This is a genomic window from Spongiimicrobium salis (assembly GCF_043678055.1).
Taxonomy (GTDB): Bacteria; Bacteroidota; Bacteroidia; order Flavobacteriales; family Flavobacteriaceae; genus Spongiimicrobium; species Spongiimicrobium salis.
In genome coordinates this window covers 471,848-491,556 of the sequence record NZ_JBHEQA010000001.1, presented here as the reverse complement: position 1 = coordinate 491,556, position 19,709 = coordinate 471,848, and the positions used below count along the sequence as shown (strand labels likewise).

General features: G+C 33.8%; 16 protein-coding genes. 15 read left to right on the top strand and 1 reads right to left on the bottom strand.

Translation table 11 applies throughout. The features are described from left to right. The first annotated feature begins 10 nt into the window (after positions 1-10). The 12 genes from ACEXOE_RS02305 to ACEXOE_RS02250 all read left to right on the top strand — a co-directional run bounded on the left by ACEXOE_RS02305 (position 11) and on the right by ACEXOE_RS02250 (position 15,189). Entirely contained in the window at positions 11-781 is a 771-nt protein-coding gene (locus ACEXOE_RS02305; RefSeq protein WP_394747111.1) for a LytR/AlgR family response regulator transcription factor, read from the top strand. A 163-nt stretch (positions 782-944) separates the two neighbouring features. Continuing rightward, positions 945-1,409 carry a LytTR family transcriptional regulator DNA-binding domain-containing protein gene (locus ACEXOE_RS02300; RefSeq protein ID WP_394747110.1) on the top strand — a complete coding sequence of 155 codons (465 nt, stop codon included), beginning with the start codon at positions 945-947 and terminating at the stop codon, positions 1,407-1,409. A 197-nt stretch (positions 1,410-1,606) separates the two neighbouring features. Beyond that, the gene (locus tag ACEXOE_RS02295; RefSeq protein WP_394747109.1) at positions 1,607-2,302 is read left to right on the top strand and encodes a hypothetical protein; all 696 of its coding nucleotides are present in this window, start codon (positions 1,607-1,609) and stop codon (positions 2,300-2,302) included. A gap of 75 nt (positions 2,303-2,377) precedes the next feature. Beyond that, on the top strand, positions 2,378-3,658 hold the full coding sequence (locus tag ACEXOE_RS02290; RefSeq protein WP_394747108.1) for a hypothetical protein: 1,281 nt from the start codon (positions 2,378-2,380) through the stop codon (positions 3,656-3,658). A 3-nt stretch (positions 3,659-3,661) separates the two neighbouring features. Beyond that, the gene (locus ACEXOE_RS02285; RefSeq protein ID WP_394747107.1) at positions 3,662-4,069 is read left to right on the top strand and encodes a hypothetical protein; all 408 of its coding nucleotides are present in this window, start codon (positions 3,662-3,664) and stop codon (positions 4,067-4,069) included. A gap of 17 nt (positions 4,070-4,086) precedes the next feature. Further along, complete coding sequence (locus ACEXOE_RS02280) at positions 4,087-5,622, top strand: hypothetical protein (RefSeq protein ID WP_394747106.1); 1,536 nt, start codon at positions 4,087-4,089, stop codon at positions 5,620-5,622. A gap of 12 nt (positions 5,623-5,634) precedes the next feature. Next, positions 5,635-9,279: a hypothetical protein gene (locus ACEXOE_RS02275; RefSeq protein ID WP_394747105.1), complete on the top strand. Its 3,645-nt coding sequence runs from the start codon at positions 5,635-5,637 to the stop codon at positions 9,277-9,279. 3 nt (positions 9,280-9,282) lie between these two features. After that, positions 9,283-10,836 (top strand): hypothetical protein, encoded by a 1,554-nt coding sequence (locus tag ACEXOE_RS02270; protein ID WP_394747104.1) that lies wholly within the window; start codon positions 9,283-9,285, stop codon positions 10,834-10,836. An 11-nt stretch (positions 10,837-10,847) separates the two neighbouring features. Further along, complete coding sequence (locus ACEXOE_RS02265) at positions 10,848-11,984, top strand: hypothetical protein (protein WP_394747103.1); 1,137 nt, start codon at positions 10,848-10,850, stop codon at positions 11,982-11,984. A gap of 162 nt (positions 11,985-12,146) precedes the next feature. After that, a complete protein-coding gene (locus ACEXOE_RS02260; RefSeq protein ID WP_394747102.1) occupies positions 12,147-12,827 on the top strand; it encodes a hypothetical protein in 681 nt (226 codons plus the stop codon). 94 nt (positions 12,828-12,921) lie between these two features. Next, positions 12,922-14,553, top strand: coding sequence for a hypothetical protein (locus ACEXOE_RS02255; RefSeq protein WP_394747101.1), 1,632 nt, complete (start codon positions 12,922-12,924; stop codon positions 14,551-14,553). A gap of 36 nt (positions 14,554-14,589) precedes the next feature. Beyond that, positions 14,590-15,189, top strand: coding sequence for a hypothetical protein (locus ACEXOE_RS02250; protein ID WP_394747100.1), 600 nt, complete (start codon positions 14,590-14,592; stop codon positions 15,187-15,189). Positions 15,190-15,269: 80 nt separating this feature from the next. Here ACEXOE_RS02250 and ACEXOE_RS02245 read toward each other — a convergent pair whose 3' ends face one another. Beyond that, positions 15,270-15,986 carry a hypothetical protein gene (locus ACEXOE_RS02245; protein ID WP_394747099.1) on the bottom strand — a complete coding sequence of 239 codons (717 nt, stop codon included), beginning with the start codon at positions 15,984-15,986 and terminating at the stop codon, positions 15,270-15,272. Between the two features lie 367 nt (positions 15,987-16,353). Between ACEXOE_RS02245 and ACEXOE_RS02240 the strand changes: the two genes are divergently transcribed. From ACEXOE_RS02240 to ACEXOE_RS02230, 3 genes are all read left to right on the top strand, one after another. After that, on the top strand, positions 16,354-16,524 hold the full coding sequence (locus tag ACEXOE_RS02240; protein WP_394747098.1) for a hypothetical protein: 171 nt from the start codon (positions 16,354-16,356) through the stop codon (positions 16,522-16,524). An 82-nt stretch (positions 16,525-16,606) separates the two neighbouring features. Then, positions 16,607-18,574, top strand: a complete 1,968-nt coding sequence (locus ACEXOE_RS02235; protein ID WP_394747097.1) for a sensor histidine kinase — start codon at positions 16,607-16,609, stop codon at positions 18,572-18,574. A gap of 13 nt (positions 18,575-18,587) precedes the next feature. After that, positions 18,588-19,250: a response regulator gene (locus ACEXOE_RS02230; RefSeq protein WP_394747096.1), complete on the top strand. Its 663-nt coding sequence runs from the start codon at positions 18,588-18,590 to the stop codon at positions 19,248-19,250. The last annotated feature ends 459 nt before the right edge of the window (positions 19,251-19,709 follow it).

Genomic DNA, 19,709 nt, shown 5'->3' with positions numbered 1-19,709 from the left:
TAATACTATTGTGAAAGTCTTGGTAGTAGAAGATGATGAACTTCATGCAACAGAAATTGCACGATACATTATAGATTTTTTTAAGGATAAAGCAGAGATTATCGGGCCTTTTTCCCAATCAAAAGAGGCACTGCAGCAGATTCGCAAAAACAGCTTTGATATGGCTGTATTGGATATTCAGTTACAAGAGGATAGATATGCGGGGATACATATTGGGGAAAGCCTGGAAGCATTTCAAAGCATTCCCATTTTGTTTGTTACCGGGCTATCAGATCAAAAAATATTGGAACGTACTAAACATATAAAACATTGTAATTATATACACAAACCCTACGACAATGCAACCATTACAAGAGCCCTGGAACAGACGGTACATGAGGTTGGAATGTTAAGAGAACAAAAAAATGTCACTAGGATATCTTTCAAAGCAGGCTTCCGTGATAAGTATTGGGTTAAGGAGCCCCCTTCAGGGCATTTGGGGTTATTGATAAGTGACATTGTACTGATACAATCGAATGATAAATTCTGCGAATTTTATATGGCGAACGATGAAGTTTTTCAGAGCAGGGAAACCTTGGATAGAGAGGTGTATCAAGGAAGACTTATAGGCTATCCGAATTTTTACAAATTGGGAAGAAAGTTTATCATCAATTTAGATCATGTAGTAAAAATCAGGGGGAAAAGAATTATCTATCCCGGTCTTAAAAAAATCCCTTTGGGTATAAGCATACCAGATAAACATATAAAACCGTTGTTTGAAGCTCTGGGAATGGATTACTAAAATAAAATCATAAATCTTTCTAAATGAGTTGTTAATTCTGAACCACTCACGACCTCTCTTCTTAGTTTCACGAACTTTCTTACATACTTTACGGAATAGTTTTGCTTGAGTCTAAATTCTTTATCAAATTCAGGAACTCGTAGGTGCTTGAAAATGAATAAAGATGAATACTAAGTCACTTTTGTTGTATAAAATTGTACTGCTTTTCCTTAAGCCTATTTTCTTGCGCTTTAGTTTTTCTAGGTATAAGGACAATACGAAGTTTAAGCTTCTGAATACCATCAATAGACATTACAGTAATATCAAAAAATTATGGGTCTCTCAAAAAAGAGGAGTTTTTGAAGGGATAGAGTTTGAGGATATGTTGTATATCAAAGCGGAAGACCATTACATTAACATTTTTGTCATTGGCGCAAAGCCTTACTTGGTGAAATCTTCCTTGCGCGATTTTTATGAGAAATATCTAGTGCAACAGGGAGTATTTCATCGTTTGAGCAAATCATATATAGTTAATCTAAATCAAATTTATAAAATAGAGAACAATAGGTTATTTCTTAACGGAGATACCGTACTTAAAATTCCTAAAAACAGGCAAAAGGATTTATTAATGGCTATTGGGGCCAAGTAATATAAGCTTGGTAGCCTGATGCTTTTTGGAACAAGGTAAAAAACAGTTGAGCACATTGCAATATGAATACAGGACGTAAAAATATACGCTATTATTTTGTTGACTTAAGTATTAAAAAGGTCTTGCTATTAATGCTGTTGTCTTTTTGCTATTTCATAGGCCTAATACCGCTGATCTATTATGTAAGCCGTTATTTTTTGCTGAGACATAAAGCCTGTACGGATAGGGAATTTGACGAAGCTTTAAGCAGAGATATCACAAATCTTAAACAATTGCTTATCCAAAAAGCGAATATAGATTCAGAGGATGTTTTAAATCAGTTTGAGATACGGGCACATTATTATAGGCCACAGCTATTCTTAGGGTTAAGTGCATTATTAAAGCGATTGGAAATCCCTTTTAATCGTAAAAAAAGAGGAAAAGATGATGTCTACAGGTATACGCCCGTGATTTTTCAATTTTTACTATGTATGGAAGATAAATTGGTAGTGGCCATTGCCAAATTAGATCTCCTCACCGGAAACCTTTTAGATACGGCTATTTATAATATCTATTTTAATGAAATAACAACATATTATTACCAAGACATCACACAAAAGAGTATTGTACTTAATACATTCATTCGATGGTTAAAAAAAATAATAGGCCTTGAAACTAGAACTTCTAAAATGGAAAAGGCCTTTCCAACCATTGTCCAGGGAAATATAGAAGAAGTAAACTTATCCAGAAATTTCATTATAGAAACAAAAGGAGGCACATCCATAGAGTTGGTATTACCTGATAAATTTTTCATTGAAAACCTTAAAGATGAAAAACCTTATTTATCTGAAGCAAGCGATACCATCTTTGCCATTCAAAAATTGTTGGATGATAAAAAGGTTGGGTTGCAATGAAATTAGGCCTGTGAAGGAATTCAAGATTCCTATATAGCAGCCAAAAATGAGTATCTAAGATAGAGGAAACAAAATATGAGAGAAAAACTTAAAATAGTATTGATTGTTTTTTTGGCGATTTCATGTCGAGATAATCGATTGATGTATACCTTGGATAGTGTTTCTAGAGAAAATACAACAAGTAACCCTCAAATCAACTTTTATTTGGAAACATCCTTAAGTATGAAGGGGTACGTTAATACTGATGTTGCTGGCGATTACAAATTAAAGGACATTGTACCTTATTTGATTACCGATTTGGAATCCAAATTTTCTGCTATTGATTTGTATACCATTACGGATAAACCCTTAAAGTATACGCGTAATTTAAGTGATTTTTATAATGCACTGCGCAAAGGGGAAATCTTTACAGGGAAATCATCAAGACTACATCAAATATTTCAACAAATGGTTGAGGATGTTGATAGTGCCTCAGTTAATATTGTAATATCAGACTGTATACTGGATTTTGGAGATGAAGACAACCTAGCGGAAGGAGGTCTGTTGACACATGGTATCTATCAAAAACTCGGAACAGAAGTTTCCGCTGCCGTTTATAAATATACCAGCGATTTTAATGGTAATTGGTACTACGACAGAAAAAATACAGGAGGACTTAATAGCCCTGATTTACCCAAACCTTACGAAAATATAATTCTTCATAATCGCCCTTTCTATATATGGGTTATAGGCAGGCAAGAAAATTTAAAAGAAATTATTTCATCAGGTATTATTAAGGATTATGATGATGCCCATTTTTATAATATTGATTATACTGATATTCCTGTACACTTGTTATCACACCCTAGAAAAGGGAAAATTTTCATTAACACGGAACAACAACAACTTACGGTAAACGAAGTCAGTAAAGATCGACCTATACTTTTTACACTAGGGTTGGACTTAAGTACACTTCCTAATAGCCTTAGAAATACGGCATATTTATCTAAAATTATACATATTTCCCCTGCCTACCTTGAACAGTATGCTACCATCGAAATGTTTGATGAAGTATCCTTTACGTCCGTTAAAAATTACGAAAAAGTACAAGGGCAGATTTACAAGAATAAATTGAGCCATTTTATTACAATTTCCTTTACGACATTAAATGAGAATGATACGCATTTTAAACTGGATTTTTCAAATAAACAACCTTCCTGGATAAAGGACTCGCATTTGGAGGATGATTATCAGAAATCGACGGATTCCTTAGAAGGAAGAACTTTTGCTTTAAACAGGATAACAGATGCTTTTGAAGAACGATATAACGATATCCAATTAATGGAAATACAGTTTACACTTAAAACTAAACAATAAACTATGTTTGAACTTTTTTATGCTCTTTTTGAACCCTATGAAACCGATTGGGAAACTTGGAATAGAACAGGATTTTTTCTTGGTTTTCTAACACTTTTTGTCACCTCTTTTATTTTTTGCCTTGTATACTACTTGGTTTTAGGAAGAGGTGGCACCAAGCGTTATGCCTCTATGCAATATTGGTTTTTATTTATGCTGTTCAATTCGTTTTTGAATTTTCTGCTTACGGTAATTTTATGCGGGTTTGTAGCCTTTGAGACTAAGGGTGATTTAGGAAGTATTGTTATGGATATTTGGCGTTTTTCCCTGTGGAATGGCACTGCATATGCCATCCTGTTTTATCTATTCTGGTCTCTTGTGTTCAATAGATTTAGCATTCATCATAAATACATCCCTTTTAAATTATTTTAATCATTTAAAAAAAAGATATGTCCAAATTATATGTTTTCGGTATTGGGGGCTCAGGTTCTAGAATATTAAAATCCCTAACCATGTTATTAGCATCTGGCGTGTATGCTAATACGGAACGTATTGTGCCAATGATAATAGATACCGATGTTAACAATGGCGATCTTAACCATTTCCGAGATACAATTAAATTATACAATAAAATCAGAAGTGCTGCTTTTAAAGATGCCACAGTCGAGGATGAAAACAATACTAAGTTTTTCCGAACACAAATAGATGAACCTAAAGAATTAAATATTAGTGGTTCCACATACGAAACTTTAGCGAAGATGATAGAGTATACCACTCTTCCGTCGAACGAATTAAGTAAAACAAAAGCATTGGTAGAATTACTTTTTGGAACAAAAGCCCTACATATGAATTTGGAGAAAGGGTTTTTAGGTTCTCCCAATGTGGGCAGTATTGTTTTAAGGGATGTAGTAAATACAAAAGGGTTTCGGGAATTTGCTCAAAAAATCCAATCTGGGGATCGCATCTTTATTCTCAGTTCCATATTTGGGGGTACGGGGGCAGCCGGTTTTCCACTATTGTTAAATTTATTTAGGGATGAAACCAGTAATCTTCCCAATGCGAAGTATATTAAAGAAGCTATAATTGGTGGTATTTCCTTGATGCCTTATTTTGAGGTGGATAAATCCAAATACGATACAGGGGAAAGTGCCATCAATTCAAATACTTTTGTAACCAAAACCAAGGCGGCCCTTACTTATTATAACCGGTACCTTACAAAAAACCTTGATGCTCTCTTCTACATTGGGGATTATCGCAGGAGTTCCTATGAGAATAATGATGGGGGAACCCAACAAAAAAACCCAGCCAATTTTATCGAATTTGCTTCGGCGTTGTCCATATTGAAATTTCTGAATTATGATAAGAAGGCGGAAACGCGGAATATGCTGGAAAAACCTATAAAGTACTTCGAGTTTGGAGTTGAAAATGATGCTAGTATTTTGGATTTAAATCACCTGGGGGGTAGTAAGGATACCATGGTTAAATCCCTGATTAAGTTCATGTACTTTAATCTATACAATACCAATTTCCTGAAAAAAGCACTAAAAGATCGTAGAATGACATGGCATAGAACCTTGGAGACTCCAGGTAATTTTGCAGAGAGCACTTTTGTTAATGGGCTATACCATTTTGCCAGCACCTATTTTTATCGTTGGCTCTATGAAATGGGCTTGGACGTTCATGCTAGAAAATTTGTTCCCTTTAATCTTAACATCTCCAATGAGGAGGAGTTAAAAGAACAACCTTCAGCAGGCATAGAACTGGATTTATCTAGAAAAGATGCGCTTTTTAATATTGTGAGGGACATCAAACCTGTGCGATCGAATAGCACTTTTAAAAGAGATAATATAGACCCGGATACCATTCTAAATCACATGGCAGATAAATTGGAATCTAAAGACAGTAAGGATGCTATAGCATCAAACTTTCTTAGCCTGTTACACGCTATGGTCGAAAATATTTATGAAACAAGGTTCAATAATTAATAATAAAAAAATATGGCAACCAAAATAAGTTCAGTTAAAAATCAGACTACTGCAGCATTGCTTTGGAATGCGTATGATGGCAACCCTTTTAATGATGAAGGGATCACTAAAATTATAGACAATATGGAAAATGTAGATGTACCCGTAACGTCTATACCTTCTCCATATGCTCAAATGCATCTGTTTGTAACCGCTTTTTCCGAGGTTAATAGCAACTTCGCAGAAGCGGAAAAAGCACAGGACAATCTAAAAAAAGTGTTGGACGGGACTTCTACTTATCATAAGGTTATATCGGATTGCCTTGATATCTATGAATTACTGTATTCGTATGAAATACTATCACTAAAAGGCAGTATCGTCATAAAAACATGGGATGATGATGAACTGGAGAAGCTTAAGGAAAGTAAGGCGCAAGGACAAGTCACTTTTGCTAAAACATTGGAAGTATATGGGCATAATTATAGTCAGGGAAAACGTTTTAACAACATGCCATCAGGAGTAGGTGAAAAAAAGGCTTTCGATCAGTTTATCTTAATTTTTTATAAGGATCGTATTCTGGCCGGGGGATCTCCCTTAAGTGGTTTCTTTATGAATAGGGAAATTAGCTTGCCAAAAATAAAAAAACTCGATGGCAAGGAATTTTTTAGTGAAAATATTCCGCTTTATCGGCGGGATTTAGAGTTTCAGATTTTCTTAAACATATTTTTTAGTCAAAGCCCCGGTGTGCAAACGGCATTTCCAGAGTTAAATGTCTATAGGAATAATAATAATACGGTAAGAAATAACAAAGAACTTAACCAGGTAGTGGATAAGTTAAACAATATGAGTGAGTTGCCAGAAGAATATATAGCAAAATACGATTTGTTGAATATCGGTAATGCTCCCATCTATCTCCTTGGAGCATTAGAAAAAACACAATACAAATATAAGCCTATTAAGGTAGCCGAAATAGAAGGTAAACTAAATGTGAGTGATTATAGGATTCGATCTTCTAAAAACTTGACGAGCTATCCGTTGGCTTTAATTGAAGGTTCCAAGAAAAAACATTGGAATTTATTCGATGGCCCTTTGGAAGAAGATATTGACCTTCGGAAAGATTTAGAGGTTGCTATTGAAGAAAGAAAGATTCCCGGAACCAACATATCATATCCTTATCTACAATTAGGGGATGTGTTGGCTGATCATATCATTCAGCTATCCTATGATATTAATGAAGAATGTTTTTGGGCTTTTGGCGATCAGGGATATGATACCTCAAACCTTAAAAATATACTACTGCCATTAAAACCCACATATTTCAGATATTTTACGGTAGAAGATCTTAAAGAGCAGCTTTTTATAGAGTGTTTAGGTAGTGGTGCTATTACTGTGCAACTACGTATTCCCGTACTAGGTGATAATGGGAGTGGGAGTATTACTTACGAGAAATTGTATGTGAAATCTAGTGAGCCCAGTATAAAAGGAGGCGAGAATAGAAATGGAGCTATAGTAGGGACCTCATTGGGATTAGGTATTTATCCTTTTATAAAAGTGGACAATACTCGGTACAACGATCAATATAAAATAGTACAATATTACGATACTGATGTAATGGTTAATTCCGAGTTTTTCAGGGAGAACAAGGAAACGAATAAAAATACTTACGTAAACATTAAAGATGAATTTATACGTACCCGTAAAGAGGAAAACCAGAATTATGTTTCTAAATATACCGAGTTGTCTGTATTTGATTATAATGAAACCCAAGGAACGGTTATTCATAATGATGACGTAAGCTTTGATTTGATTTCCCTAAAAATTAATACTAAAAATGTAGTGGCACAAGGTATAGTCTTTCCTCTTTTTAGTAAAAGGATAACGCCCATTGTTGAAAATACGAAGTCCATGGTCGCTTTCGATATTGGTACCAGTAGTACGCATGTTGTCTGCGCTACCAATAAAGACTACTTATTTGAATTGGATACCTATAATGAATCATCTAAAGGAGAAGGGCTTCACTTGGCATTTTTGCACAAACCAGAATATGAATTTAATGGAAGTGAACAATATAATTTTAATTCAAAGAATATTGATGATTTTAGTGTTCCTCAATTGGCAGAATTTCTCCCTTCTTTAATTGGATCAGCGGGGGAGTATACTTTTCCCATTCCAACGGTGATTAACGAAGATAATGATACAGATACTACGAGATTAGAGACTTTACGTAGTTTGACCAATATTAATATCCCATTCGCCTATGGAATGGAAGAATTAAGAACAAATTCGGGACAAGGAGTAGCTTTAGATAATTTATATTCCAACTTAAAATGGGATTTTTCTACAATAGGGGATAATGCGGCTAAAAATAGGTTGCGCCTTTTTATTGATCAATTGGTGTGGATGGCACGGAACAAAATAATAAGTAAGGGATTAAATCCTGAACTTACTGAACTTATTTGGTTTAAACCGCTAAGTATGGGAACGAGGCAGCGAAATGCTTTTGACGAAATTTGGAATTCAGTCTATGAAAAATATTTCGGTAAAAGCACAACTAAAACTAAAAGAATTACCTCTATTACAGAGTCATGGGCACCTTTTTTTGGACAGGTAAAAGCCTACGGTGCTGGAAAAATTTATTTGAATATTGATATTGGAGGAGGAACAACAGATATCCTAATTTTTAAAGATGATAAGCCATCATTGACTACTTCTTTTCGTTTTGCAGGAAATGCCCTGTTCAATGGTGGATTGAATAAAGGTAATGGTAAAGACAATGGTTTTTATATCAAGTACAAACATATATTACTTCAAGAATTTCAAAACGATATAAAAGCCAAAAAAATTATTCATGGAATTGATGGGTCCGAAGGGCTACTATCTACTGATATGATTAGCTATTTCTTCCGCTTAAAGGAGTTTCGAGATCGCCTAAAATTGGATGAAGACTTTCAAGTACTTTTTTTATTGCATAATGCCGCCATTTTTTATCATGCGGCTCAACTTATGAAAATGGGAGGCTATGAGATTCCTCACAAAATTGGACTAAGTGGCAATGGTGCTCGCCTAGTATCCATTACTAATAGAGATTTGGATTTAAATAGGTATCAAGGCATGTCCGAAATGGTATCAAAAATATTTAGCCATGTTTTTGATGCAGAAAATGAAGAAGAAATTGATTTGGAAATTTTGGCAGACCCCAAAAAAGCAACGGCAGAAGGAGGCATAAAGGGCTTGCAGACTATTAAAGGACAAAAGAATAGTGATGAGCGAAATTTTAAAATTGGATTTGGAGATGCCAATACTTTGCTTAAAGGTAAACGGGAATTGGCAGACTATGGTTATAGTACAATTAGAGATTCGGAAGAAGATCTAATCGATACGGTTGTTGAGAACGTTTGTGCTTTTATCGATATGATGTTCAACGAACTTTGGTTTGAGGTAGATTTTACAGATTCTTTTGGTCTGTCCAAAACATTCAACAGAAAAAAACTCCGTGAATATTTTAGTAATAAGAATAGGATACGGAGTTCCATTAGAACGGCAATTAACAATAAAATCAATCAAGAAGGAGTTGATGAATTCTCGGAAACCTTGTTTTTCTATCCGATTATTGAAATGATTTTTCATTTTTCTAAAGTACTGGTTAATGAGGATGAGTCTAATAAATATAGGAATTAGAAGATGAAAGTAAAGTATTTATTTTTTTGTGCCATAATAGGTAATTTCTTAGTAATGGCTCCGGATAATGAAGAGATTACGTTTAGTAAACCGAAATTTACTCAAGCCGGTGATAAAATCAATTGTCTTTTTGCAAAATTTCTTTTGGAAAAGACAGATCATAGCATAAATAAGTTTGATTGTAACACCTGCGTATACGGTGAGTCAAGTATCGGAGCAGAAAAGGACCTTAAAGATGCACTTGAAGCTACTAAACTTGGACCAAATATTGAAATAGCTAAGATTTTCGAGAATACCAAGCAGAATATTAGGAATGCTGTTATTAAGGATGCAGAAAAAGCAAGTAAGGTACTATATCGTAATTTTATTAAGCTCTTAATCGCGTATTCGAAAAAACAATTGGTTAATACGAGTAGAAAAGATGATAAAGCGTTATTGGATTCTATTTTTAAAAAAAACTTTGAGAATACATATACTTCTGGCGATAATAATCAACCAAGTAACCCCTCAACAAATAATGATACTCTAATAAAGAATGTTCAGACTCAGTTGAAAGTGCTAGAAGGAAACAGTCAGGCAAAATTAACAGACTTGGATGAAAAACTGAGTGGCATTGTTGATCTTTTGCTTTTTTTTAGTTTACTGTTAATTATAGGAATAGGCTTATATATAAAAAGAATAGTAGATGAAAAGTTTAAAACTAAGAATAATATGGAAGTTGGCGGGAAGACTGATCATCTTTATGAAAAATTGATGCCTGAATTCGAAAATGTAATAAGTAAGCTTCAAACTTCATTTGAAAAGGAGAGGAGGAAATGGTCAGAAATAGAGATGAAACCTGTAGAAAAATCACTTGCAAATATAGAAGAGATATGTGAAGAAATTAAAGTGATATCGGAAACAATCTCAGAGAGTAGTTTTATTTCGGGACAGAATGTTTTAAAACTAATTAATGAGATGTTCGATATCGAAAATTTTGTTCGTCAATTTAAAAAATTACGTAGAGAGGTTGTCCAAGAAACTACTGACAAATACAAAAAAGAATTTATACAGGAAAATTCGATTAATGAGACTTTTTCTAAAACTACTTGGAAAGAAAAGATAAAGCTAAAAAGAGATGAATTGTTCGCAGATTTGGAAAAGCAAATTACTTCAAGAGAAGAAAATATAAATGCTCAACAGAATAACCCATATCAAAAAGAGGAAATATTGGATGAAACTCCAGCTCTTACTTACTTATATTTATACGGACCCACTAAAGAAGGTTTTTTTTGGCGAGATAAAATTCATGATACTCCAGAAAATAGAAGTACCTATGAAATGACATTAATGAAGGGGAATCCTGAAAGGGCAACATTTCGTTTTTGGAAAGAAAGTAAAAACATAAATGCAGCAATAAATAAGTATGATAAATTTTTAGAGCCAGTTTGTGAACTTGTAGCGCATTCTGAGGGGGGGAGGGAGATACAACAGATTGGAGACGATGGCGAACTGTATTTAGATGGTAATAAATGGCGAGTCGTACCAGATAAAAAATTAAAAATAAAGATCGTTTAACACTGCCCAGAATGAATGAATCTCCTTGGATTATTATTTTAGGATTGCTGATACTATTTATGCAAATTGGTTTGGGAATCTATTTTTATCGATACCTAGAATTGTTTAAAAAAGAGACAACAATACAATTGAACTTTGTGAAAAGCGAGGCTAATAGTATAGTTGTAGATACCAAAAAGGAAATAGCAAAACTTGGATTAACGAATGCTACTTTTTTAGAGCATCAAAAAGAATTATTTGAATCGTTTACCAAGGCATTGGAGTTAGACTATCAGTATTATGTTGATTTGGTAGCGAAAACCAACCAACGTTTCACGGAAATCAATGTCCAACTGGAAACAAGTATTACAGATTATGAAAGATTAAAAACTGTATTAGTGCAAAGTGCAAAACAGTTAGAATTCCTTTCCGATCAATTCCATGAATTGATTTCTCAAAACCAGCAAGAAGCTTCCAATTTTAGACAATACTCGGACACTTTATTTGCCTCCTTAGCCAATTCTGGGGAAGATAAATTTAACAGACTTACAGCTCAAGGAGAAAAAAAACTTTCGGAATCTGTACGTACGTATAAGCAGCTTATACTTGAGGTGGTAGATTCCAGTAAAGAGATGGTGAATAAGTTTTTTGATCAACGCCATAGCGATAACTTCAAAAAGGATATAGAAGAATTGGCCCAACTAAAAATGCAATTCTATGGTATTTCTACTAATGTAGTGAGTGAAATCAAAACAATTGGACTTGAACTGGAGAACGCTTTAGAAATGATTAAAACGAAAAAGAAAAAAAGAAATTCATCATTTAAAGAAAAGTCTTATCCCTTAGTATACCATCAATTCCCGGATAAAGAAGGTTTTTTTTGGCGAGATAAAATTCATGATACTCCAGAAAATAGAAGTACCTATGAAATGACAATAATGAAGGACAATCTTGAAAAGGCAACATTTCGTTTTTGGACGGAAAGTATGAATATTAAAGCTGTTATACATGACTACATTGTATACCTAGAGCCGGTTTGTGAAATTGTAGAGCATGCCAAAAATGGGACAAAAATCGAACAAATAGGAGTTGATGGCGAACTGTATTTAGATGGTGATAAATGGCGAGTCGTACCAGATAAAAAATTAAGAATAAAAATTGTGGAATAAGAATAATGAAATGCTTTTTTCTAATCTGCAATAATGAAGTGCCGATTGCCTGAAAAATTGGAAATAAAACATAACTCTTTTTCCAGAGTCATAGTAAAAGTATGGATAATTGAGTATTAAGAGGAATTTGATTTAAAAAGAAAAGTTAAAAAATCTGCAAATATGCACATAGAAGATATAGAAAGAAAAGCCACGCCATTTTTTGTTGGAATGCCGGACGAGGCAGGTCATTTTTGGGGAGATAAGTCGGTTGAACGAGAAAATGCCATATTCGAGGTTTTGGTAGATAGAAGTAACGGAAGAAAAGCCATTTTCACCATAATTTCAGGAAGTCATAAAGTCATTCAAAGAATATTAAGAAAAGAAATTGCTCATATAGATGTAGCCTGTAGTTTTCAGGATAGATATATCAATTGTAATCAAATACAAACTGTAACTCCAGGGATTTTAGAACTACAACAAGAGAACCGATGGAAGATTGTAAAAAAGACACTTTTACGAACAGATTATATTAAACAAAGTGACTACGAAGTGCAACTTTTTTCCAAAATAGATACCAAAATACAAGCATTCTTAAATCATCTACAAGAGCGGATACAGCACGTAAAGACAGATAGTATCATGCAGCATACTACTATGGATGAATATGTTCTCAAAAAAACAATGGAACCTTTTCACGAAAAGCTACAGGAGGTAGAAACAAAATTAGATCAAATGATTAAAGCAAATGCGAAGCCTAAAGTTATTGAAACCATAGATAATACCACTGAAAATAGTGGTAATGTGTTAAAAAATATTCGAAGTAAGATATGCAAGTTTCTTAAAGAACCTATAGCTGAATAAGATGCAGTTTCGAAAAATCTTAAAATCCCTTGGGACTACCACCATTTTTCACTGGGAAGTCATTGCCATATGTTTTACCATTTTAGCTGTGTTTATGGGAATGAGTTTTAGTGTGTTAAATAGAAATGGAGATCATAAGTCCAATATTCTATGGCCAAAAAACCTTGTAGCATTTTGTAATAAACAAATTATAATTACTAGAGAAGTTCCTCAAAAAATACCATTGGATATAACGGAAGAAAATAAAAATAATGATTTCGCTTTTTTATTTGTCTGGGATAAAACTAATTCAGCTGAGATCGATGCAAGAAAAATAAGTAGTGTTAGGGAAACGGTTATAGATTCTATATTTTTCAATCATCCGAACATCACAAATAAATTGGCCGGTACTATTAAAAAAGCCAAGTTTACGGAATTATTGTTGGCCAATGCTATTTCGGATATGACACGAAATGGAGAATATGATGGAATTGAATTGGGTATAGGAGTATACTATCATCAGGATAAGGGGTTGCTTCCGATTGGATTGTCTAATACAAATTCTAAGACATATTGGGAGACAGTGGCTAATGGAGATGCAAAAAGTATAGAAAAGGTTTTTGCGTTTCAAGAAGAAAAAAAGAGTACTGTACAGCAAACCAATTTTGGTAAAATTTTGGATGGTGTGGATAGAGCCCTGTCCCAATTAGATTCCATTACAAAGAAAACTAAAAAAAAGAATCGACTTGTTGTCATATTTGTATCGGATTTAATTCATGATGACCCCAATTCAAGGGAAAATATCAAGAATGATTTTTATAAACTAAAAAAAAACGCAAATATAGAACAGGTAAAGCTTATTCAGTTGGATTACCTGCTCTTTAATGCACCTAACGCTAAGAAACTGCAAAGTGCTCAAAGAATAAAAAATTTGTTTGAACTCTATTTTCAGGATAATTTTTCAGAATTCAATGTGCTAAATGATGGTGAGTTTCTGGCAAAAGATATTGGTGAGCTTTTAGAGAATTTTATAATGCCATATGATTTTACAACTAAACCCGCAACAATTACCTTCTATAATTCTGGTTTTTCCAATGATAGCCCCAAACAGTTTGAAGCGACCATTGACTTCTGTGTTGATGATACATTTACCACAAAACAGGATTCTACTCTTCGATCGTTACTTGCGTTTGGGAGTAGATGGCCCACACAGAATACACTTTCCTTGAATATACAGACCAATGATTCCAATAATGAGCGCAGTATAAATAAACTGATTGTTAATGATTTTACAAGAGAATATACTTTCAATGCAAAGGATGATGAGTATTCTAGATTAAGTATAGCAGGCAACACAAGTGAAACAATATACAATAACTATTTTCTGGAGATGTACTTACCAGATTACCATTATAAAAAGCGTTTTAATTTTCAATTTAAATGGGTATTGAACAATCATTATGCAAAGGCCACAATTATTATTTTATGGAGTTGCCTTCATACCATATGGTCATGGTTTTTTCTATGTCTATTGGTTTTATGGTTATCTCATATTAAAAAAAGAAAATCGGTTTTATTGATTTCGAACTATGCAGTATGCTTAATAATTTATGTGATTTTACTTTATGTATTAGAACCCGATATGTCTATGTACGGGTCATTGTTTATAACCAGTGTGTTAATAAGTAGTGTGGGAATAATGTATCATTTTAGTGCCATTGGTTGGCTTAAAAAGGAATATGCATAAATGAGGTTTAGTAATTCATAGCATACTATATTTTATATGCGGAAATTTAACATATACACCATTTACCCAGGAACGATTTGGCTAAAACGCCTAGGACATTTGGCCATGGTCTATGGTATAGGATTAAACCTGTTTTTAGGTAATGTCCAAGATAGGATGCTTCTTGAAATTGAAAAAGGGGTTACGGAAATAGAAACAAAAAGTAAAGTTCTACAAGTTCAAGATTTTCCGAATCTGGATATTCTAAAAATAGAAAAAGGAAGTCCTTTTGAAAAAGGATATAATGCGTTTAGAGATGTGTCCCAATCTTGGGTCAATAGTGACTTGCCGAGTGTCAATAGAATCAATAACATCGCCAATTTAGGAAATGTTGTTCACGAAGAATCTGAAAATATAACCAACTATATTTCAGAAATAAAGGAGTCGTTGACTGTTATCGTTAAGGTGCTAAAAGTAGCGAGCTATTTTATTTGGATTCCTATTATTTGGTCCTTGATTTGGCTCTATTGTGATTTTATGGAAGGCAGCCATCGACGTTTTTTGAAATTCTTTATAATGCTGGCTATACCACTTAATATTATAGCTTATGTTTTGTTATCCAATTACGTATTGGACGCAATTCAACTAGATCTCTGATAGTTATCAGAATTAAGAATACGAACTAAAAAGATAGACTAAAGACAAGTTAGACATGATGAGAGTAGGGAATTTTGCTTCTATTCCACAAAAGAATTCGCATGATAAGAATGTATAGGTACATAGGTATTAATAATATGATCTGTAATGGCTTTCAGTGTTTTTCCATTTATAGGATGTAAACCTGGAGCGGTAAAATATTCAATCTCCCCATTTTTATTCTTATAGTACCAAATAAGGGGTTTATTGGTTTCTTCAGAAAAAAAATCGGTTGCCATGGTAACTTCCACCTTTCTAAAATTGGTTAACTTAATGGGGTCTAGGGGCTCCACATTAGCGCTGTATTTTGTGGCGCATGAAATTTCCTCATAATGGGTCTTGACCCATGTCATACATGAAATTGTATTTAAAACGGGACCATTTTCAAATATTGAAGGAATAAGAATTGAGGCTCCAAAAACGATACTAATTGAGATAGTAAGTATCCATTTGCGTTTTTTCTTTTTAGGTTCTTTTGGAGGAGTATCAGTTTGATTTTGATTCAAAAAATCGGCATAATCTTTATATTCTAAATACTTGCATAAACATACTAAAAGCTTAGACTTTAAATCATTCTGTAATCCTATTGTTCCATTGATATAGCCAGAATAATAATCGCGCAAAGTGCGTTCATTTATAGTATAATTATAATTCTCCAAAAGTATATCTGAAAGGTGCTGAGCACGATGAGTCTTCTTTTTTGAGCCAATTTCTCTTCCAGCTTTTTCAAAAGCAAGCATTAAAACTTTTATAGACATATACTAAGCTAGTTTGTATTCATAAATCTAATCATCAATGGAAATTCCAAGGAATTTATTTTCCGGATATTCTTTTCCCTCATTTCTCCATGAATTGATTTTTTCTACCCATTACTTTGTACTCAAGAATGATTCCTGCTATGTTTTGCTAACATAGCTTTTCTAGAAAAATCATTCTTACGGAAATCTGTAATACAGTGGGTATTCTGCCAAAATGGAAAGTAGCGCAATGCTACTGTATACGGTTTTTGCTTTCCAAAAAAACAAAGGGAGCGCTCCCCATTTTAATGGATGGCTGATACAAAAAAACAAATCCGAGAAGATCCCGGACAGCCATCCCTTTGTTCAATTTTAAAAAGTAAATAGTATGAGAAAAATTATCATAGCCGTAATGGCACTGGTTTGTAATGCGTTTTTGTTTTCCTGCACTTCGGATACCATAACTGAGGAAGAGATTCTTTATGAGAATCAAGGGACCGAAGGGGATGATGGTCAAGTAAAGCCACCACCTCCACCACCTCCAGGAACTGGAAATTAACAAATTGAGTTTTAATGTTTTTGAGTCACGCTATTAGGCGTGACTCTTTTTTTTTAAATACTTTTAAGGAAAAATATGTTTAATGAATAAAATTTTACTGTTATTTTTTATAAGCTTATTCTTATCATGTGATGAAATGAAAGATGATGATTGGAGTAAAAATACAAGAATGAAGGATGATAATTTATCGGTTAATTATAAAATTTTCACTGATGAAAATGAAGCATTGGACAAACGACTTAAAGCTGTGAATATAGCTTTTGATTTGATGAAGAACAATGATAAGGGAACATTGTTTTCTGAAATCCTTCATGGAAAAGCCTATATACATTACTCTTTAGGTCAATTTGATAGCCTTCTTTTTTATGGTAAACTATTGGAGCGGCATGCAAAAGTGATTGGAGATGAATTTTATTTGGGAAGACAATATTATTTAAACGCACATTATTTTGATAATGTTGCAAAGGTACCCGACAGTGCATTTTATTATTACAATGAGGCAAAAAATCAATACAAAAATATTAATGATAGTATTTGGGTGGGAAATTCTACTTTAAGAGCGGCACAAGTTCAGCATAATCAGGGAGATTATTTTGGGAGTAAAGAAACAATTACAGAGAGCATAAAATACTTAGAAGCTCTTGGAAATGCTAAATTGACTTCATCGGCTTATAATACTTTAGGAACAAATCATAGGAAACTTTTGAATTATAAAGACGCCTTTTTTTATCATATTAGAGCTATTGAAACAACGGATTCTGAAGTAGATAGATTAATCTACAAAAATAATTTATCGACGACTTATATTGATGGTAAAGAATATCAGAAAGCGATTAAGGTATTGAAAGAAATTTTGAATCATCAAGAATTAAAGGAAAAACTAGAAGAATATGCGCGAGTACTTGACAATTTAGCATATGCAAAATGGTTATCAGGACTTAATATCAGTAGAAAAGAGTTTTTAAACCCGTTAAAAATGCGTCTTCGAATCAAGGATTATCGAGGGCAGATTGCTAGTTATACACATTTAGGGGAGTATTTTTCGAATATAAATCAAGGAAAAGCTATTAAATTTTTGGATACTGTAATTCAAATTTCAAAAAAACAGAATATACCAAGAGGAGAATTGGACGCTTTGAAATTTCTGATGAAAATGCAGAAGAATAATATTGAAATTCGAAACCAGTATATCCTTTTGAGCGAAACGCTTTATAATCGTGAATTGGATGTAAAAACCCAATTTGCAAAATATAGATATGACAATGAAGAAGTTCAAAAAGAAGTTTTACAACTACAAGTCGATAGAACCAATCAAGCCCTGATATTAACTAAAGAACGCACTCAAAAAATAGGATATCTTTTAGGGCTAATTATAGCTTCGCTAGTCATTGGATTTGGGACCTATTTTTATAACCAGCGTACCAAAAGGTTAAATGAAAAGACCAAATACTTGGAACAACAAAACAAAATAGAAAAACTGGAAGCGGCCTTTGAGACCGAAGCGCGCTTGTCCCGTAAAGTACATGATGATTTTTCAGGAAATATATACCAGGCCATGATGTTGGTGGAAACTAAAACCGATACTACGGAAGCACTAGATGTTTTGGAAGAGGTGTACAATCAAAGTCGGGATTTTTCCAGAGAAATCAATGAAGTGGATACTGGAGAGAACTTTGAAGTAAAGCTATTTGGAATGCTCCAATCCTATCTGCTCCCGGAAGCAAAATTGTATACCAAGGGGCTGGACAAGATCCATTGGCAAAATGTAGGGCGATTAGAGAAAATGACGATTCATAAAATTCTCCTGGAATTAATGATCAATATGCAGAAATACAGTGAGGCAAAAAGAGTCACCTTTGTTTTTACGGAAGATGAAACGGGCTTAAGGATTATCTATACGGATAATGGCCGGGGTGCCACCGAAGCGGCATTAAATGTAAAGAACGGACTACAGATTACAGAAAAGCGTATTCAGGATGTGGGCGGGACCATTATCTTTGAAACCGAAAAAGGAAATGGTTTTAAAGCAACAATGGAAATTCCCAAATAATAGTATGTAGGATATGTTTAAAAAAGTTTTGATAGCAGAAGATTTTCAGGCCACACACCAGGGCATTCAAAAGTTGATGTCGGAACTTGGTATTGATGAGGTTCAGGAGGAAACCTATTGTGATACGGCCTATAACCGGCTAATGGTGGCCTATAACCAAGGAATCCCCTATGAGGTGTTGATCACCGATCTTCGTTTTAAGGAAAGCCATGTGGAACAGAAACTGAGCTCGGGGAATGCACTTATTGAAGCGATCCGTAAAGCGCAGCCCCAGATAAAGATCTTGGTATACTCCATGAGGGACAATCTAACGGAAATCCAAATGCTTTTTGAAAAAAGTAAGATCGATGCCTATGTCTGTAAAGGGCGTCAAGGCCTAAAGGAATTAAAAGAAGGTATACTGGACGTATATCATGGTAATACCTATTGTTCCCCCCAAATAAATCGTTACAAACAGAACAATGCCATTCAATTGGATGATTTTGATATGCGGGTATTACGACAATTGGCAGGAGGGCATAGTAAAAGAGATATTGTAGCGCAACTCAAAAAAGAGAAGATCACCCCCAATAGTGAAAGCATGTTGGACAAACGGGTCAGTAAATTGTTTGATGATTTTGAAGCTAAAAATACCACCCATTTGATTGCCATTTTAACACGGAATGGTATTTTATAGCACAATCACTTTCTTCAATAAAAACCTCGATAAGGATTGTCTTTTTCGAGGTTTTTTTATGGATTATCATCTCTCTTTTTTATAAAATTTTGCCCCTTACGGATATCTGTAAGGAATTCATTCTATGTAAGCTTAGGTTTGCGGTAGTATTAATTTAAAAGAAATTGTTATGGCAGTTAAACATATACCAACAAAAGAAATTCACAAAAGACAAAAAGGAGGGACTACGGGATGCGGTTTTGATACATCGGAGCATTCAACTCATTGGATGAGCACAAATGAGAAAATAACATGTGATAAAAATGGCTGTGAAAATTAACTTGTTTTGGACAAAGAGTAATATATGAAATATCAAACTCCTCTTGAAAAATTTGTCAATAGTAAGAAGGATTGGGAAGATAAACATGTTCAACTGGCACAATTGTACGAATTAAAATTAATTCATGAGAAACTGGAAAG

Excerpts from the sequence above, each read along its gene's own strand:
- ACEXOE_RS02280 (WP_394747106.1), top strand. The coding sequence starts at position 4,087 with ATGTCCAAATTATATGTTTTCGGTATTGGGGGCTCAGGTTCTAGAATA.
- ACEXOE_RS02270 (WP_394747104.1), top strand. The coding sequence starts at position 9,283 with ATGAAAGTAAAGTATTTATTTTTTTGTGCCATAATAGGTAATTTCTTA.
- ACEXOE_RS02275 (WP_394747105.1), top strand. The coding sequence starts at position 5,635 with ATGGCAACCAAAATAAGTTCAGTTAAAAATCAGACTACTGCAGCATTG.
- ACEXOE_RS02285 (WP_394747107.1), top strand. The coding sequence starts at position 3,662 with ATGTTTGAACTTTTTTATGCTCTTTTTGAACCCTATGAAACCGATTGG.
- ACEXOE_RS02265 (WP_394747103.1), top strand. The coding sequence starts at position 10,848 with ATGAATGAATCTCCTTGGATTATTATTTTAGGATTGCTGATACTATTT.
- ACEXOE_RS02235 (WP_394747097.1), top strand. The coding sequence starts at position 16,607 with ATGAATAAAATTTTACTGTTATTTTTTATAAGCTTATTCTTATCATGT.
- ACEXOE_RS02250 (WP_394747100.1), top strand. The coding sequence starts at position 14,590 with ATGCGGAAATTTAACATATACACCATTTACCCAGGAACGATTTGGCTA.
- ACEXOE_RS02245 (WP_394747099.1), bottom strand. The coding sequence starts at position 15,986 with ATGTCTATAAAAGTTTTAATGCTTGCTTTTGAAAAAGCTGGAAGAGAA.
- ACEXOE_RS02300 (WP_394747110.1), top strand. The coding sequence starts at position 945 with ATGAATACTAAGTCACTTTTGTTGTATAAAATTGTACTGCTTTTCCTT.
- ACEXOE_RS02290 (WP_394747108.1), top strand. The coding sequence starts at position 2,378 with ATGAGAGAAAAACTTAAAATAGTATTGATTGTTTTTTTGGCGATTTCA.
- ACEXOE_RS02255 (WP_394747101.1), top strand. The coding sequence starts at position 12,922 with ATGGGAATGAGTTTTAGTGTGTTAAATAGAAATGGAGATCATAAGTCC.
- ACEXOE_RS02230 (WP_394747096.1), top strand. The coding sequence starts at position 18,588 with ATGTTTAAAAAAGTTTTGATAGCAGAAGATTTTCAGGCCACACACCAG.
- ACEXOE_RS02260 (WP_394747102.1), top strand. The coding sequence starts at position 12,147 with ATGCACATAGAAGATATAGAAAGAAAAGCCACGCCATTTTTTGTTGGA.
- ACEXOE_RS02240 (WP_394747098.1), top strand. The coding sequence starts at position 16,354 with ATGAGAAAAATTATCATAGCCGTAATGGCACTGGTTTGTAATGCGTTT.